At 42.7% G+C, this 17,229-nt stretch carries 13 protein-coding genes; 8 read left to right on the forward strand and 5 right to left on the reverse strand.

The genetic code is table 11. The features are described from left to right. The first annotated feature begins 67 nt into the window (after window positions 1-67). The 7 genes from FKN05_RS08855 (at window position 68) to sstT (ending at window position 8,222) form a co-directional block, all read left to right on the forward strand. Complete coding sequence (locus FKN05_RS08855) at window positions 68-1,555, forward strand: tetratricopeptide repeat protein (protein ID WP_099610932.1); 1,488 nt, start codon at window positions 68-70, stop codon at window positions 1,553-1,555. Next, window positions 1,536-3,119: a GGDEF domain-containing protein gene (locus FKN05_RS08860; RefSeq protein ID WP_170887336.1), complete on the forward strand. Its 1,584-nt coding sequence runs from the start codon at window positions 1,536-1,538 to the stop codon at window positions 3,117-3,119. Before FKN05_RS08855 ends, FKN05_RS08860 begins: the two co-directional genes overlap by 20 nt. Window positions 3,120-3,829: 710 nt before the next feature. Further along, the gene (locus FKN05_RS08865) at window positions 3,830-4,747 is read left to right on the forward strand and encodes a polyprenyl-phosphate transporter (protein WP_161428072.1); all 918 of its coding nucleotides are present in this window, start codon (window positions 3,830-3,832) and stop codon (window positions 4,745-4,747) included. 142 nt (window positions 4,748-4,889) lie between these two features. Continuing rightward, window positions 4,890-5,330, forward strand: coding sequence for a hypothetical protein (locus FKN05_RS08870; protein WP_170887337.1), 441 nt, complete (start codon window positions 4,890-4,892; stop codon window positions 5,328-5,330). Further along, the gene (locus FKN05_RS08875) at window positions 5,327-5,929 is read left to right on the forward strand and encodes an SCO family protein (RefSeq protein WP_170887338.1); all 603 of its coding nucleotides are present in this window, start codon (window positions 5,327-5,329) and stop codon (window positions 5,927-5,929) included. Before FKN05_RS08870 ends, FKN05_RS08875 begins: the two co-directional genes overlap by 4 nt. Continuing rightward, the gene (locus FKN05_RS08880) at window positions 5,926-6,423 is read left to right on the forward strand and encodes a copper chaperone PCu(A)C (protein ID WP_161428075.1); all 498 of its coding nucleotides are present in this window, start codon (window positions 5,926-5,928) and stop codon (window positions 6,421-6,423) included. The genes FKN05_RS08875 and FKN05_RS08880 overlap by 4 nt, the downstream gene beginning before the upstream one ends. A gap of 488 nt (window positions 6,424-6,911) precedes the next feature. Continuing rightward, on the forward strand, window positions 6,912-8,222 hold the full coding sequence (sstT, locus tag FKN05_RS08885; RefSeq protein WP_099610939.1) for a serine/threonine transporter SstT: 1,311 nt from the start codon (window positions 6,912-6,914) through the stop codon (window positions 8,220-8,222). A gap of 76 nt (window positions 8,223-8,298) precedes the next feature. Here sstT and FKN05_RS08890 read toward each other — a convergent pair whose 3' ends face one another. From FKN05_RS08890 to FKN05_RS08910, 5 genes are all read right to left on the reverse strand, one after another. After that, window positions 8,299-9,468, reverse strand: a complete 1,170-nt coding sequence (locus FKN05_RS08890; RefSeq protein ID WP_099610940.1) for a tetratricopeptide repeat protein — start codon at window positions 9,466-9,468, stop codon at window positions 8,299-8,301. A gap of 358 nt (window positions 9,469-9,826) precedes the next feature. Then, window positions 9,827-11,437: an alpha-amylase family glycosyl hydrolase gene (locus tag FKN05_RS08895; RefSeq protein ID WP_170887339.1), complete on the reverse strand. Its 1,611-nt coding sequence runs from the start codon at window positions 11,435-11,437 to the stop codon at window positions 9,827-9,829. 276 nt (window positions 11,438-11,713) lie between these two features. After that, window positions 11,714-12,220, reverse strand: coding sequence for a glycosidase (locus FKN05_RS08900; protein ID WP_161430698.1), 507 nt, complete (start codon window positions 12,218-12,220; stop codon window positions 11,714-11,716). A gap of 188 nt (window positions 12,221-12,408) precedes the next feature. Continuing rightward, window positions 12,409-13,224, reverse strand: a complete 816-nt coding sequence (locus FKN05_RS08905) for a MalM family protein (RefSeq protein WP_170887550.1) — start codon at window positions 13,222-13,224, stop codon at window positions 12,409-12,411. Window positions 13,225-13,321: 97 nt separating this feature from the next. After that, window positions 13,322-14,641, reverse strand: coding sequence for a maltoporin (locus FKN05_RS08910; RefSeq protein WP_170887551.1), 1,320 nt, complete (start codon window positions 14,639-14,641; stop codon window positions 13,322-13,324). Between the two features lie 449 nt (window positions 14,642-15,090). On the opposite strand from FKN05_RS08910, the gene glgX reads away from it, so the two are divergent. Then, window positions 15,091-17,067, forward strand: coding sequence for a glycogen debranching protein GlgX (glgX, locus tag FKN05_RS08915; protein ID WP_170887340.1), 1,977 nt, complete (start codon window positions 15,091-15,093; stop codon window positions 17,065-17,067). Window positions 17,068-17,229: the final 162 nt, after the last annotated feature.

A 17,229-nucleotide genomic window follows, 5' to 3' on the forward strand; every position in this document is an offset into this window, starting at 1 on the left:
CACCATGCCTGTCGGCACCTAGCAAATTTGGCCTCTTTATCAGCGAGATATTGGCAAGGACAACCATTTGGATAAGCATCAACACATTCTTGAACTTGAGCTTGAACAATTAAAAAGCCGTCTAGAATCTGACCCTCAACAAGTGATATCCGCTGCGGAGCAATGCTTAGCACAAGCCAAGCAACTGAATTTTTCTGATGGTATTTTGCAATCTCATATTCTGATCTCGCGCGGTGCTTGGTGCAAAATGGATTATCGATTTGGCCTTAAGACCATTAAGCAAGCTCTTCAGTATCAACATAGTCTTGAGAGTGATGAATACCTACCCGAGATCCTGCATATCCATGCACTCCATTTTTGGGGACAAGCAAAGTACTACACCGCTCAACAATATTGGATTAATGCACTAGAACAGGCCTCTTTAACCGATGAGATCGAAATCATCATCGAAAGTTTAATTGGCTTAGGAAATATCTGGCGAATAACCAATGAATATTCGCTTGCTTGCTGTACACATGAATTGGCGGTCAGTGTTGCCAACAAAACTCGAATTCATTGGCTGGAAGGTAAAGCCCGTATTTTATGGGCCTGGGATCTCTATTTACTCGAGCAATATTTAGAGATGCTTTCTGTGTTAGATGGGGCCGAAGAAGCTTTACGCGATCACACCGATAATACATGGCAAGCCGAAGTTTGGGACTTCCGAGGCTTGGCGCTGCTCGGGTTAGAGCGATTAGAAGATGCAGAGCAAGCGACAAAACGGGCTCATGAGCTGGCCAAAAAACATAATCTAGTATGGATGAAAGCGCACTCTTATATCAGCCGAGCACGGCTTGAGCTACTGCGTAAAAATCATCACAAAGCCACTGAGTTATTACTCTGTGCAGAACAATCAGCACAAACATTTGATAATGGGGAATTGTTATCACAAATTTGTTTGCAGCAATCGCGGGTTGCTGAACAACAAGGCGATCACCAAAAAGCCCTGATTGCGTTTAAAAAATATCGCCGTTTTTCCCTATCAATGTTACGAGAGCAAACTTTTCGCCTCGGGCTTGATCGCGCCCACATTTCCAAGCGTCAACTCGAACAACGTGCTCACAAACTGATTCGACGCGTCCGTAACCACTATGAATATAATCCTGAAAAACAGCTCTCGCATGTTGTAGCAGAAAACGATTGGTGGGAACAATTAATGATGTTTAAAGCGGAACTACAACATTGCCAACATTCTGTCATGGTGATCCACCATGACGAGCCACATTATCTCGATATTTGTACCGAACTTATTCATACCATTTGCACACAGCACGACTTACTTTCACGTTTAAGTCCGACCCAACTCGGTTTACTGCTAGCAGAAACTGGGCAAAGTGCCGAACAACTCAAAGCAACCGTCGCTAACATGATTCAAATTTACCCATGGCAGCGTAAAGGATTGAGCGATTCTCTGCCCGTCATCACACTGCAAACTATTTTAAGTTTCCCTTTTACTTTAGAGCAGCTGGAACACGTTCAACAACAGGATAATCATCATGGAAGCGCTACTGAATAAAATCCAGAAAGCAGGGTTGGATGTCACGTCAGTGAATGGCGAAGAAGCGGTGATTTTTTGGCATCATGTTGAAAAAAATATTGCCAGTAGTCCCGAGGAACAAGCACTGTGTCTCACTCTCAGTGCAGAATATTACACAGAAATAAAACACATCGCCAACAGCATCCAAGAGCTACGTAGCGCACTCGCTTTGTTATCAACCAGCCAAAATATTGAGCTCATTCTGCATATAAAACGAAGTCTGAGCGATAGATTAGTCGAATATGGGGAGTATACCGCTGCACTAAACGAATACGTCTCTAGCTCAAGTTTAGCGGTTGAGCATGGCTATATTGATGATTATGCTCAAGCCGTGCTAGGGATGGGTAATTTATGTGATGCGTATGGGGATCACAAACGTGCTTTGCGCTATTACCAAAAAGTCGATGCACTCGACCGTGCATTAAGTAGCCGTTCACTACGTTTACGCTATAAACTCTGTATGCTGGCTTGCCACTTGCAGTTAAACCAATACTCCGCAGCACAAACGCTGCTCAGCGAATGTGAAACCTTAAGCGCTCTCGCCACTAACAAAACGTTAATTGGGCAAATATCACTCTATCAGGCCAAATTATATCGTCAGCAAAATCAACTTGAAAAAGCGATTCATACACTAACTAATGTGCAGTATATCAAGGGGAATATTCACTCAATCTGGCTATTCAATATGGTACGAATTGAACAAGCTTACTGTTTGCTGGAGCTAAATAAAATCCATATTGCAAATATGTTACTGAGCGCAGCGGAAAGGCGAATCCCTTTATTAAAAAATGTCTCAATTCTAGAACAAAGTCTTTATGCTGCATTCAGTGATGTCTGTGCTCGCCAAAGTAATTACGCTCTTGCACTCCACTATGAAAAAAAAGGATTTAAGATCGAATCGACCCTGATCAAATCGATTCCGATCGGTGATCTAGGAGCGACTCAATTACGACGGCTTGCTCGTTTCGAACCTCAGCTCAAACTGATTGTCTCTGAACAAGAGAATCGAGAACTCAAAGAAGCCACTGAACATCAAAAGAATACGGTCGCCCAACTGCAACAAGATGTATTAACCGACCCATTAACTCAATTGCATAACCGACGCTGGCTAGAGATCAAACTGAAAGAACTTATTCACCATGCTACGCCTTTTGCTTTCCTTGTGGTCGACATTGATCACTTCAAAGCGATTAATGATGATCTCGGCCATTTAGTCGGAGATAAAGCCATTGTCCAAGTGTCAACAACATTAACCGACTATTTCCAGCACTATCCCGCTTCTTGTATCCGTTTTGGTGGAGAAGAGTTTTTGATCATTTTAGAAGGTGAAACCTTAAAGCAGTCAGCTTTACACGCTGATGCCTTCCGTCAACGGATTGCCGATGTTGATTGGCAACCGATATTAGGGGATCGAAGGCTAACGGTCAGTGTCGGTATCACGGTGCATCGTCCTGGAGAAAATACCCAACGAACCTTCTACCGAGCAGATAAAGCCTTGTACCGTGCAAAAGCTAATGGTCGAAATCAAATTTGTACAGAGTAGACCAACTCTCATTACCAGCATTCAACTGATGTTTATCCTCAAACAACTTGGCGTTGCAGGTAGGCGGCAAGTGAGTGACAAATTTGAACAGCTGTAGGCTGGCCTTTGGTGAGAGCACGGATGGCTCTCATCATCCATGAGCATAGACAGGCGATGTAATTGGGGTGAACAAACGTAGCCAACACCTCTGCAGATTGAAGTAGGAAAGTTATATAAATTCGCACGAATAAAAAAATAGCCAATCGCAATAGGTCGATTGGCTTATATTATGTGTGAACAAATTTCTATTCACTAACAACGTCAGTTGGCTAGGTGACCCTCGGCTTTAGTAAGGGTCAACAAACATAAAGCACTTAACGTGCCAATTTATAAAAAATAAGAAAAAATAAATACTTTTAGCACTTATCGCTTAGATCAACATTAAAATCATCAACAATTAGTAGAAAAAAACACAAATTACACTAATAACGCGCTATTACTCTTTTTTATTTTTATCCTAATAAAGGCACAACGCGAATCCATCCTGTAATTCACCTCGGATGCCAGTGAGTAAATTGCAAAATAAAATTGCAAAATGCAAAAAAAACACTGAAAATCCAAACAACCGCAGTCACAGATAAGACAAGGGCTCACAATAATCTGTACAACACTTTCAAAACCATGTCTGCTATACTGCGCGACTTGTTATTTAACATGATGTTAGGTGTACAATGAATTATATAAGTACCTTTTTCAAAGGAATCGCCATGGGAGCAGCTGATGTTGTTCCGGGCGTATCTGGTGGGACAATTGCTTTTATTACAGGTATTTATGACACCTTACTGGAAAGTATCCGACGCATTAACCCAAGCCTTATCCTCTATTGGAAACAACGAGGTATTCAAGCAACTTTCCAGCATATTAATGGGGGGTTTTTACTCGCATTATTTGGTGGGATATTCACAAGCATCATAAGTTTAGCTAAGTTTATTTCTTGGCTATTAGCCACGCATCCGATTCCAACTTGGGCATTTTTCTTTGGTCTAATTCTCATTTCTGTGTGGCATATGTTACAACAAGTTCACCAGCGTTGCTTATCCCGCTGGTGCGCTATTGGTATTGGTGTGCTGCTAGCTTATACGATTACCGTCCTTAAACCTATCGATATGGAGATCACTCATCTCAATATACTTATCGCTGGCAGTATCGCCATTTGTGCCATGATCTTACCGGGAATTTCGGGCAGCTTTATTTTACTACTCCTTGGTATGTACACCCCAATACTGAACGCAATTAAAACATTACAAATTGATATCTTGAGCGTATTCCTTGTCGGATGTGTTATTGGACTGACGAGCTTTTCTCATCTATTGTCTTGGCTACTAAAGCACTACCGAGATGTAACGCTCACCTTTCTAACCGGACTCATGCTTGGAACCTTACCTAAAATTTGGCCTTGGAAACAAACCCTCAGTTGGAGAATCAACTCCCACGGCGAGCAAGTGCCACTCATTCAACAAAATTTATCACCATTTGACTATGAATCCCTTACCGCTCAGTCAGCTCATTTAAGCCTTGCTATACTCGCTATGCTTGGTGCAATGATTCTTGTCCTTGGGCTAGAAAAATTTGCCTCTCGCACTCGCTAAAGGCTGGACATTGCATTTCTCTCGCCGCTATCAGCACCGGGGCGGCGAGGGAAAACCGCTCAGAGTTTGACTCGTGACACACTTCTTTCTTATTCACCGCTTACGCCTATTTCCACTATGTTAACATTCTGTATTTATTGTCATGGATACCAGTACGATGCCAATGGTGATCAAGCTACTCTGTGCTGTTCTTGCTCTGCTTGCCGGATTTTACGCCAGCGATCTAACGCAGCATTTTTCATCGGAGGCCAAACAACAAAATCAGCACTATTGCCCTGTTACCAGTAAACCTTGTCAGCAGCAAGGCGTAACGATGAGATTAACGCAAGATACGGTACAGCCACTTGTAAGCACGACACTGATGGTCGATTGGCCAACATCTCAAACTCAGCAATTAACGCTCACTCTACAAGGGCTGGAAATGGAGATGGGGACGGTCAAGTTTCTACTCACCAGAAGCACCGGACACTCGTTTAGCGGCCAATTAATGCTCCCCGTCTGTACCATGCAAAATATGACCTGGATAGGCACATTAACCGATGGGGAAACTACGGTTTATCTTTCAGTAAGGATGGAAAAATGAGTAAAAATTGGTCGCTTTTTTGCGTGGTCATTTTCGCTTTTGGTTTTGGCCTAAAAAGCTACTGGGACACACAAACCTCTCAGCAAAAAACCATACCAGAGGCCGCTTCAACTGCTGACACTCAACATCCGCTCATGGCAGATTTATTTGACCCCCGTGATTCGCGGATTCGTATTGTGTATTTTGGTTTTACGCGTTGCCCGGACGTCTGCCCGACGTCACTGGCTATGCTAGGAGCAGCACTCAACCAGCTCAGCGAGTCCGCTCTGCAACAATTGCGCCCTATTTTTATCTCATTGGATCCTCAAAGAGACACACCACAAGCAACGGAAATTTACGCGGCGTATTTTCACCCGCAAATAGAAGGTCTCGCTCTTCCTTTCGCTCAGACTCAGCGTTTGACTGATCGATATGGCGTCATCGTGCAAAAAATCGATCTGCCAAATTCTGAATTAAACTACACCCTTGATCATAGCTCCTACTTTTATTTTCTAAAGCCTGACGGCACGTTACTCACTCAAGTTCCTCATACCAATACCCCCACCCCGATTATCACAGCCATTGAAGCGCTTATAACTCAAAAAGGATGGTCACGATGAAATATCGCTTGTTGATTTTAATTGCCAGTTTATGCACCGCTCATACTTATGCGCATGATAGTTCTTATACACATGATAATTCTTATACAGATACTAGCGCTTATGCAGATCGTTTGATGATGAAAGAACCTTACGCGCGCGCTACCCCACCGAATGCTGCGACCAGCGCCGTTTTTGGCACATTAATCAATCACAGCAAAACTGACCGTTATATTGTCGCAGCTTCGAGTCCTTCGGCAGGAAAAATTGAGTTACACGACATGATCAAAGACGGTGATGTGATGAAAATGCGCCAAGTTGATAAATTAACAATACCTGCACAAGGGGTTTTATCATTAAAGCCAGGCAGCTTTCATATTATGTTATTTGACCTTCAGCATCCGTTTATTGCCGGTGAGCAGATCACGCTTCAATTAACCACGCAAGACGGTCAATCGTTTTCATTTGTCGCTCCGATAAAAACGGTGATGAGCAGTATGCAGCAACATCATTAACTGATCAGAAGGGGGGGCGATAAATACCCGCTATACCCAAACAACTTGGCGTTGCAGGTAGGCGGCAAGTGAGTGACAAATTTGTTTGAAACCAATTTGAACAGCCGTAGGCTGGCCTTTGATGAGAGCCACGGATGGCTCTCATCATCCCCATGAGCATAGACAGGCTATGTGATTGGGGTGAAAGAACGTAGCCAACAACCATTAAAGATTGGCCCTCTCGAAAAAACCACAATCCATTCACATTGATTTGAGCTGTATTTCACTCTTCTTCGTAATTTTTTATGCTTGTTATCAATAAAACCTAGACACATTGTTTGGCAACGTTAATATTGGCTGCCTCGTTCACTCGATATTACTGAGCACAGCTCGTAATCACAGCATGACAGAGCGATCCAAGAAACACGATGGTGCAGGGGATTCTATGCCAGATGGCTAACATTTCTTGGAAAAAATAAAATAAATTCATTTTCATTACAGGGATAACTATGCAAAGCAACTCTATTTTTGCCCGTTTTGCTCGTGGGAATCTAGTACTACAAATTTTAACTGGGATCCTATCTGGTGCAATACTAGCAACCTTAGCGAGTTTTTCACCAGAGCAAATTCAAACTGCCTTGGTGAATTTCTCGCCTAAGTATGCACCAAAATTACAATTCCTCGGCCATTTGTTCGAATTCACACCAGAACACGCACAAAAAGTAGGATTACTGGGTAATTTATTCGTCGGCGCGCTAAAAGCAGTCGCACCGATTCTAGTTTTTATTTTGGTTGCCGCCTCGATTGCGAATCAAAAGAAAAACCAACACACCTACATGCGCCCAATTGTCATTCTTTACCTTTTTGGTACATTTGCTGCTGCACTGACTGCCGTTGTACTCAGCTTTATGTTTCCAACCACTTTAACTCTGGTTTCAGGCATAGAAGGTTCAACACCACCGCAAGGAATTACTGAAGTTCTGCAAACGTTGCTGTATAAATTGGTCGATAATCCGGTCAATGCGCTACTGTCGGCGAACTACATTGGTATCCTTGCTTGGGCTATCGGTTTAGGACTAGCACTTCACCACGCCTCGGCAACCACGAAGTCAGTATTTGAAGATCTTAGCCATGGTGTATCGCAAATTGTTCGCTTTATTATTCGCTTAGCGCCGTTTGGTATTTTTGGCTTAGTGACATCGACGTTAGCCACCACAGGTTTTAATGCCTTAGCCGGTTATGCTCAGCTACTTGCTGTATTACTCAGTGCAATGTTCTTTATTGCCTTAATCGTAAACCCATTAATCGTCGCCCAAAAAATCAAGCGCAACCCTTACCCACTAGTTTGGCAATGCTTACGAGAAAGTGGGGTGACAGCGTTTTTCACCCGGTCAAGTGCGGCTAATATTCCGGTCAACATGGCTCTATGTGAAAAACTAAAACTGGATAAAGACACCTATTCGGTTTCTATTCCGTTGGGTGCCGCTATTAACATGGGTGGCGCTGCAATTACCATTACCGTATTAACGCTCGCCGCCGTGCATACGGTGGGAATTCAAATCGACCTATTGACCGCCTTGTTACTCAGTGTTGTCGCGGCGATATCCGCCTGTGGTGCATCGGGTGTCGCTGGTGGCTCACTATTATTGATTCCTCTTGCTTGTAGCCTATTTGGTATCTCTAACGATGTCGCGATGCAAGTTGTCGCGGTTGGCTTTATCATCGGCGTCATTCAAGACTCAGCAGAAACGGCGCTGAATAGTTCAACCGATGTTGTGTTTACCGCCGCAGTTTGCCAAGCAAAACAAAACCAAGCATAATCAATATATTACTTATTCAAACAAAAAACGGCCCGATCCAATCGAGCCGTTTTCTTCTCTTACCTAACCATCATGGTTACTGATGTTTATCCATTGCGGCTTGAGAAAAGTCTAATGGTTTAGGGCTGGATTTTTCTTGGCTCTCTTCAGGCTGCCCCTCTTGCTCATCCACCAAGTCATGACCGTCGAGAACCGACTCAAAAGGCTCAAGAATATCGTCGTCTTCAAGCACTTCTCCTTTATTCGGCACAGGGACACTTCGTTTATACAACTTATTCAGTGCCCGAATAATCGAATGTTTATTCACGGTCGAGGCGCTAATTTTTTTCTGCAACGGTTTGGCTAAAGACTGTAATCCAACGACTGAATCGACCCCAATTTTACCACCAATATGATCGCGTAACCCTTTGGCTGGCTGATAACCAAAAAAAGCAGACAGAAATAGCCAAATATAAGCAATCGCATTGCCGCTTGTTCCACGTTCAATCCACGCTTCACCCGCGTGAAACATGGCTTCTGCATGGCCTTTTTCTGCGGCGCGTTCTAGCCAATAGCAGCCTTTACCGTGATCGGCAGCAACACCGACGCCTTGTAGATAATTCAAGCCTAATTTCATCATGCCTTCAAGGCTGTTCAACTTGGCCGCTTTAGTAAACCAAAATGTTGAATCACGAGGGGCTGGCGCAATATTATCTTTCGAGACACACCATTCACCCATGAAGATAATCGACTCAATGTGCTTCGCTTCCGCCGCCTCTTGAATTAAAGTAAGACCTTTTGCCACATCGATTTCAATCCCTCGGCCATAAATGAGAGCAAGCCCTGTCTCAAACTTCGCATTAAGATCCCCTTCAATGGCTCGGATAAATTGCCACCAAAACTTAGCCTTTCCTCTTAGGATCATGTCATCACGCGCTTTTTCACAAATGCGCACGACACCATACATGCCATTAATATTGTCTAACTGCGCCGCTTTCTCATACCAAAACAGCGCTTCTTTTAAATTGGTTCGCTCGGCTTCTTTGGCTAAATATAAGATAGTCGGTACATGGCCGGATTCAGCTTTAAACAAACGTTCTTTTCGTTCTTGCTCACGCATTCGATCGAGTGCTTTGCGATAGGCCTCTTCCCGAGCTTTTCTCTCTTCTTCTAAACGCTTTTTACGGATCGATAATGAAATCATCCAAACAAAAATTAGAATTAGAGAAAGCCCAGCCGCACCAATTGCCATACCAATGGTATTCATATCATCTCTTTTTATTGACGGTTCCATCTCTATTCAATCGTTTCTTTTGATCTAGCAAAGTTCCACCTAACGACAATGACACGAGCAAAGTCGTCGAATTACTGTCATGAATAGAGTTTTATTCCTTATTTCACTCCCTGTAAGCTTACTGTATATCGACCTATTCCCCAATCGATTCTCCTTTTTCCTCGTCAAGAATTTGTTGTAGGTTCAATAAGAAAAAAGAGCGTCGCACCCAACTGATCATTTGGGCTACATGACATACCCAGAGATAACAATCTTCAAAGTAAAAATATCGACTTTAGGATAAACCAATACGGCAACCTCAGCGTCAACAAACAGAGGTTGCCATATCGAGTTAGTTTGTCGCTTGAACCTGTAAAAAACGAGCCTGTAAGGGCTCCATCACAATCGTATAATTACCGTGGCTAGGCGCAATGCTTGTACCGTCAACAAGTAAGTCAATAAGCTCAACCGAGGAACCAAGCTCTGCAACAGAAAAAGAAAACTGCTTGGTTTCTTGAGAGGTATTTAATAAAAATAACACTCGATCGTCACCTGATTGTTTGAGATCCGCATAACGGGTTTCATCGGCAAGTAAATGAGTTCTAGAACCTTGATAAAGGGCGGGATGCTTAGCTCGTAGTGCCAGTAATGATGCAACGTAGTCTTTTAAATCCATTTGGTTTGCATCAAGCGTTGCATTGACGCCGTCAATTTTTGCACTGCTGCGAGCGACATGATCGTCACAGACACCACGTATTGCGCACGTTTGGTTATCTTCTTTCGCAGCAAAATCATCCACTTGATCGCCAATTTCTTCACCATAATAGAGTGTAATTGGCCCGGTATAAGCGGCTTGGAAAGCAAATGCGGCTTTGTGGCGCAGCCAATAATCCACATCATTGGGTTGAGCAAGTCCACCGCGTTGCAATAAATCCCCAAAGCGCACTAAATCATGGTTCCCAAGCATTAGGTTAGGCTGAGCGTGTACGGGGTATTGGTCGTGTGTCGTAAATCCATTATTTAGCCATTGCGCCCCCTTTCCACCGACACCACTTTCATTGACCGCGAGCGTTTCGACGATTCGATAACGCATCGGGAAGTCAAACGCAGAGCATAGCGCTGGGGTTTGTGCTTCGCCATAAGCTTGACGAGCAATGTCAGATTCACCTTTCCAGACTTCGGCCACCATATACCCCAATGGATTGACGGCAACGCCATCGGCATTAATATAAGTAACGCGTTGAGAAGCCTGTTCAACCGCTTGACGAATTTGAACCCAATCTGCCAGCGGGACTTGATAAGCCTGATCAAGCCGCCAACCATCAATACGAAGCTGTTCGATCCAATAAGTTGCCACTTCTTTATAAAACGCCAAACTTGCTGGGTAATCAACCGGGTTATTTCCCCCCGCAGGCAGTAAACCAGAAGGTGAAGGTTTAATTAAGCCTTGTTTATGATGGCCAAAGACCCCATCAAAGAAAACGTATAACCCTCTTTTATGCGCTTCATCCACTAAGGTTTTCGCGGTGGCCAAATCCCCAAAACGGGGATCTATTTTAAAATAATCGGTCGCAAAATAGCCGGTTGCATCTAGGCGATCAGCCCAATGATCTTGTCCTGCTATCGGCTGAGATTCAAATATCGGAGTCAACCAAATCGCATTCACGCCTAATGCTTGAATATAATCCAACGCATCAATAATGCCTTGTAAATCCCCGTTATGGTCGCTCGTCCCATACCCTGTCCCATGGCCAATACTGGGATCACCATCGACAAAGCTTTCGACCATGATTTGATAAGTCATTAATGTATTAGTTTTTTCTGCGACTTGGGTCGAGCACGCATAATGTTTTAAATCACCACTTGTATCTGGATTTTCTTGATCATCAGACGAAGAACAACCAATTAATATCAAGCTAATCGCTGATATTAAAATTAATCGTTTATATAATTTATTTTTCATTGGAATAATCGAATAGAGCTAAAATACAGCAAGCTATGAAAATAGCCTTACTGTATTTTAGTGAGTTGAAATAGGGCTATACCCAAACAACTTGACGTTGCAGGTCGACGGCAAGTGAGTGACAAATTTGTCTGGAACAAATTTGAATAACCGTAGGCTGGCCTTTGTTAAGAGCCACGGATGGCGCTCATCATCCCCATGAGCATAGACAGGCGATGTGGTTAGGGTGAACAAACGTAGCCAAGCCCCCTGCAGATTCAAGTAGAAAGGGTATAATTATTTACAAGGGTTAACCATGACGTTAAGTGGTTTACCTTTTTCATCAAACTGTAGACTCCAAACATATTTACCGGCTTGCTTAATGTCTACCATGGTATCGGTACCATATCCACCGAATGTTAATTCTGTTAACTCACCGACATTAAGTCGTCGGCCTTTGGCGGTAAATTGTGGTGACCAAAGTTCGGTCGCATACTGCATTTTATAACCACCTTCTTTTTCAACCGTCACGGCTTGATAAAAGTTATTTCCCTTATAATGATATTGTCGAGCTGATACATGTTTCCATTCAGCATCAGGGAAACTGCCAACCACATACAGCGGCTGTTTGATAGGGCCTGAGGCAAGGCTATCTGGATTATCACAACGGGACATAAAGTCTATCGTCTCTTGTGGCGATAAATTGGTTACTGTTTCTTCTACAACACTAGACTCGGATGTTGATTGACATCCCATTAAACCAATCATAACCGCAATAAACAATGAGGATTTTTGTAGTTTCATATTAATTCCTTTTATTAGATATACTAACTTTTTATTTAATATCAATAACAAACTTCTTGTATTATATACCATTAATTAAATAGTAAACTTTAATTTATAATAGAGAAAAAAATCATCACCTAATGTGATCTAGCCTATTATATTAATTTTTAATCTCAGTAAAAATGCCAGAAATCTCTGGCATTGAATTATTTTTGTGTATTTATCGCTTTAATAAAAACATCTTGTGCATCTTTAATATCTAGTGCTTTCGCTTCATCTAATAACCCAAGTGCTTTAGGAATATTATTTTCTTCTACTGCTTTTTTAATTTCACTATGATAATAAAGTGTCAACTCCGTTCCTTGAGGACGCACATCTGATTGTGAAACAATATGTTTAGATACCATATCATTCGCAGTAATGGTTAAGCGTAAATGTCCTGATAATGAATGGTTTGCATAAGGGTCAGCAATATCAGGTGGCTGGGTATGTCGAGCTAAAGCATGAGCTTTAGCAGGATGCAAAATTTGACTCGTTCCGGCTAAATCTTCCGCAGTTGTATAAATAAGAACTTTTAATTCTTGACCAGTCATATCAGGAATAACATTAAACGTTGTAACGAACTGATCATTATCTAGCATTTTGGCTGGATAATATTGAAAATCAGAAAACGTTTTCTTATAGATCTCTTTTCCTTGACCATCAAGAATTACCACGGTGGGTGCATAAACGTTTAAATCATTAGAGACAAAACTCGCCAGAGAAATGTCTAAACTTCCTCTATTTCCTGGAATAATAAATCCGGCAACAGGCCCTGCACTCTTTCCATCTAACAAGAGCTGACTTGACTGATTAAACGTGAATTCAACCTCTGTAGGTATATCAAGGACATTCCAAGAGACGTTTTCAAGGTGAGTAATAAACTTCTCAGCACTTTGGTTTTGCTGTAAATCCAGTTGTTCCGTTGAAGTACATCCGGTCACTAACACCCCAACTAATAATGGTGCTAACCATTTTTTTATCATTTTCTCACCTCGGAATCTAATAAGGGCTGAAAGAATACAGCCAGAGAAACTCTGGCTGTATTGATTAGGACAGTAAATTAATCTCTATTGCTCATTACCACCATGCTTCAGCTTGAACACCAAACTGGAATGAGTCATCTGACTTACCACTGTCAAAGACTTTACGATCATTATCATAATCGCTGGTTAGATATGAGGCGTAAAGACGAATTTCAGGACGAGCCCAGAAACTTGAGCCAGCAGACCAAGCTTGAGCAACGGTCAACTTACCATATTTATCTTTAGCACCATCGTTATCATCTACAGCATAGCCAGCTTCAAAAATGGTTTTGTGATTGTCGTCCCATTTGTAAACCGGACGGATAACGGCAGACATGGCTTTCCATTTATCCTGGCCATCCCACATCTCTTCGCCTACACCATAAACTAATTGGTGACCCAGTTCCCAACTATCGCCAAGGCCAACCACACCCCAGTTGATTAACCGATAACCACTAGCGCCTTTTTTCGCTTCAGCACCATACCAGCTACCGTCACCGTAGAAAGCAAACGCTTTAGAATAACCTTCTGTACCATATTGCAATACTGTTTTGTTAAAGCCACTCGCAAGACCTTGAGTTAACTCAGCCGTTAACATTACGCCATTTTTAGCATCTTTAGCCGCTTGTGACGCCGCATCAGTATCATGAACTAAAGCGTAGTTCATACCTACTTCCAAAGAACCATTTTCCCAAACAGGAATACCGGCATAACGTGCATCTAATGTATTGACATTGACTGCGCCGCCGTTGTTGCCAACGTCAGGGGTATCACCACTTTTATTTTCCCCCAATTTAAAATTATCATTTCGGTCATTACGAACCCAAGCTAGAGAGAGGCGACCTGGGCCAGCTTCAATACCCTCAATACCAGCACCAGAACCAGAAATGTTCCAGTAGTAGAAGTCGGAAATATGAATATCATGGCGTTGATAATAACGTTTACCAGCCCATAATGTGGCTTCTGGAGCAAAATTTAATACCCCTTGAGCACGTACATTAAATTGACGTAGTGCAAACTCTGCATCATCCGCACAATTAACAATATCGTCCCCTTTATCGTTTTTACCTAGACCACAGTTGGTACCTGTACCTTCCCAGTCATTAGAGCCGTTAGAGCTCATCGCAAACATTGAATCAACGTAGAACGTCTTACCATTGTTGTTGTAAACTTCTTTGCCTAATTGAACTTCACCGTAAGTATCACCTTCGTTACCTAGACGGCCAATTTTATTTTTTTCAAACGTCACTTGTTGACCACCGTCAGCGCTAACCCCTACGCCAGCACGCATGTAGCCATGAAAATCGACAGCAAATGCAGACCCCGCTGCTAAAGAAGCAGCCACTGCAGCAGCAATTACACTAATCTTTTTCATCATTATTAACTCCATTTAGGTTTTTTTTATGTCACTCTATTTTCACGCTCTTTTTATCCAACTCACCAAGGCAGAAATGAATTCACGATAAAAAGAAGCAAGATGGGACGAGTCCCCGTTTGTTTCAACTGTGGGAGAGATTACTAAAGGCGCAGGGGCGTGGCTTCCTCCACCCCTATGATATTTAGGGGGGATGAGAAAGGATGAGAAAATTAACCGTATGGTGTTTTTGAAGTACTGATCACGAAATAAGGGGGAGTAGTCTTACTCACTTTCTATTTCTTTCACTACAAAGTGTCTCTTTGATCACTCTTTTACTCAAAATTAACGTATTAGATGAAATAAAATTACAGTGGAATATTTGTGACAAGACGCTTGACCTTAAGCTGACAAAGCCTTTTACTTACAAAGGCAGCGACTGAAAATAGAATCATAACGGTAACTTACCCATGACATTGATGCTCTCTAAGCCGTATCCACTCGGCGCGACACTTGATGATGACGGATGTAATTTTGCAATCTACGCTCCAGCGGACGCTCACTTGCTGCTGGCTCTTTTTCACGCTGATGGCAGTTATCAAACCCTGCCACTGGAGCAAGAATATGCTGGTATTCGATATACCCATGTTAAAGGCATTAAAGCCGGACAACGCTATGGTTACCTCACTCATGTTAATGATGAGCTGCTGTACCTCGCTGATCCTTATGCTAGAGCATTGGATCATCAACTGAGTTACCAAGTTCCATTCACATCAGCAGAAAGTTTTGATCTTCCTAAATGTGTGGTCATCGACCCACAGTTTGATTGGCAAGGGGTCACAAAGCCAAGACGCCCACGCGATGAAATGGTGTTATTTGAAACGCACGTAAAAGGCTTAACGAAACTGCATCCGGAGGTAAATAAGAACCAACAAGGCACTTACCTTGGGCTGATTAGCGAACCCATGCTGACCTTTTACCGAGAACAAAATATTAATACATTACAACTGCTCCCCATTGCCGCTTGTATGCATGAACCCCATTTGTTAGAAATGGGCAAAGTCAACTACTGGGGCTATAACCCTTATGTATTTATGGCACCCGATCCTCGTTATGCGAAGCATGATGCAGTCACTGAGTTAAAAACAGCCATTCGCGAACTGCATAAGCAAGGCATTGAGGTAATTCTTGATGTAGTTTACAACCATACAGCAGAAGGAGGAGAAGGCGGGCCCGTATTTAACCTTAAAGCGCTCGATCCACATTACTACCTTAAACATGGTCAACAGTACGCTAATTTTACCGGCTGTGGAAATACCCTCGATCTGGCCTATCAACCGACCTTAAATTTGATTATGGATACTCTGCGCTACTGGGTTAGTGAGTATCAAGTTGATGGTTTTCGGTTTGACCTAGCGGCGACACTTGGTCGTCATGGAGAAAATTTTAGCCAAGAATCGGCCTTCTTTAAAGCCGTCGCACAAGATCCTTTATTACGAGAAGTCAAATTGATCGCAGAGCCTTGGGATATTGGCCCTAATGGGTATCAGGTGGGTAATTTTCCTTTTGGTTGGAATGAAACTAACGATAAATTACGTGATATTACTCGTAGTTTTTGGCGTGGCGATCAAGGTTACCTCAAAGAGTTTGCCACCCGTCTTATGGGCTCACGCGATCTCTATAGTGCCTCACTTTGGCCCTATAAATTAACCGTTAATTACATTACCTACCATGATGGCTTTACCCTGCAAGATCTCGTCTCTTATAAACACAAACATAATGAAGCCAATGGTGAACAAAACCGAGACGGTCACGGTGATAACCGATCGGATAACTACGGTGTGGAAGGCGATACCGATAATATGGTGATCCGCACCATTCGTGAGCGGCAAAAACGAAATTTCATGGCAAGCTTACTGTTTGCTTTTGGTATTCCTCATATTCTTACTGCTGATGTGGTTTCACATACTCAGCAAGGAAATAATAATGCCTACTGCCAAGACAATGAAATCAGTTGGCTAAACTGGTCAATGACCGAGCGCAAGCAATACTTTAAGCAATGGTTATCTGAGATGATCACGGCTCGCCAACGTTATATGGTGCCTTTTATTCGTGCCTTTAGTGGTGAGACCCGTAATTCTAACCGAGTCTTTTGGCGTCGTAATGATGGCAGCTTAATGGAGCAAGACGATTGGAATCAAGTCAACTCTGTGGCATTGCATATTGGTATTGGTGAAGATGGCCAAGAGTTGCTCTATTTAATCAATCAAACTAACGCCACGGCGCGTTTCACGTTACCGGGTGATAAACAACAGCAATGGTGCGTGATCTGTGATACCAATATGCGTACCGTCCATCAAGACACTGCCCAAGGTGAAGTGTTACAGCTGCCTGTTTCGATGGCAATCTTACACTATCAACCGAAAAAGAAGGCAACCAAAGAATAAGCCTCATTCATCTCAGAGTACTGAACGGTTCAGCGCTCTGAGGATGTGCTGGCTATTATATTGGCTGATGCTGTATTGGCTGATCCGCCGTTTTACGAACATATCGTCACAACAATGTTACAATTTTGATCTCGAGCGGCCATTCTGCTATAACCATGCCTC

This window comes from Vibrio sp. 1-1(7), from assembly GCF_013048485.1.
Taxonomy (GTDB): Bacteria; Pseudomonadota; Gammaproteobacteria; order Enterobacterales; family Vibrionaceae; genus Vibrio; species Vibrio fujianensis.

What these genes read in the sequence shown, in the direction of transcription:
- FKN05_RS08860 (WP_170887336.1), top strand. Translation starts at nt 1,536, where the DNA reads ATGGAAGCGCTACTGAATAAAATCCAGAAAGCAGGGTTGGATGTCACG.
- FKN05_RS08865 (WP_161428072.1), top strand. Translation starts at nt 3,830, where the DNA reads ATGAATTATATAAGTACCTTTTTCAAAGGAATCGCCATGGGAGCAGCT.
- FKN05_RS08870 (WP_170887337.1), top strand. Translation starts at nt 4,890, where the DNA reads ATGGATACCAGTACGATGCCAATGGTGATCAAGCTACTCTGTGCTGTT.
- FKN05_RS08875 (WP_170887338.1), top strand. Translation starts at nt 5,327, where the DNA reads ATGAGTAAAAATTGGTCGCTTTTTTGCGTGGTCATTTTCGCTTTTGGT.
- FKN05_RS08880 (WP_161428075.1), top strand. Translation starts at nt 5,926, where the DNA reads ATGAAATATCGCTTGTTGATTTTAATTGCCAGTTTATGCACCGCTCAT.
- sstT (WP_099610939.1), top strand. Translation starts at nt 6,912, where the DNA reads ATGCAAAGCAACTCTATTTTTGCCCGTTTTGCTCGTGGGAATCTAGTA.
- FKN05_RS08890 (WP_099610940.1), bottom strand. Translation starts at nt 9,468, where the DNA reads ATGAATACCATTGGTATGGCAATTGGTGCGGCTGGGCTTTCTCTAATT.
- FKN05_RS08895 (WP_170887339.1), bottom strand. Translation starts at nt 11,437, where the DNA reads ATGAAAAATAAATTATATAAACGATTAATTTTAATATCAGCGATTAGC.
- FKN05_RS08900 (WP_161430698.1), bottom strand. Translation starts at nt 12,220, where the DNA reads ATGAAACTACAAAAATCCTCATTGTTTATTGCGGTTATGATTGGTTTA.
- FKN05_RS08910 (WP_170887551.1), bottom strand. Translation starts at nt 14,641, where the DNA reads ATGAAAAAGATTAGTGTAATTGCTGCTGCAGTGGCTGCTTCTTTAGCA.
- glgX (WP_170887340.1), top strand. Translation starts at nt 15,091, where the DNA reads ATGACATTGATGCTCTCTAAGCCGTATCCACTCGGCGCGACACTTGAT.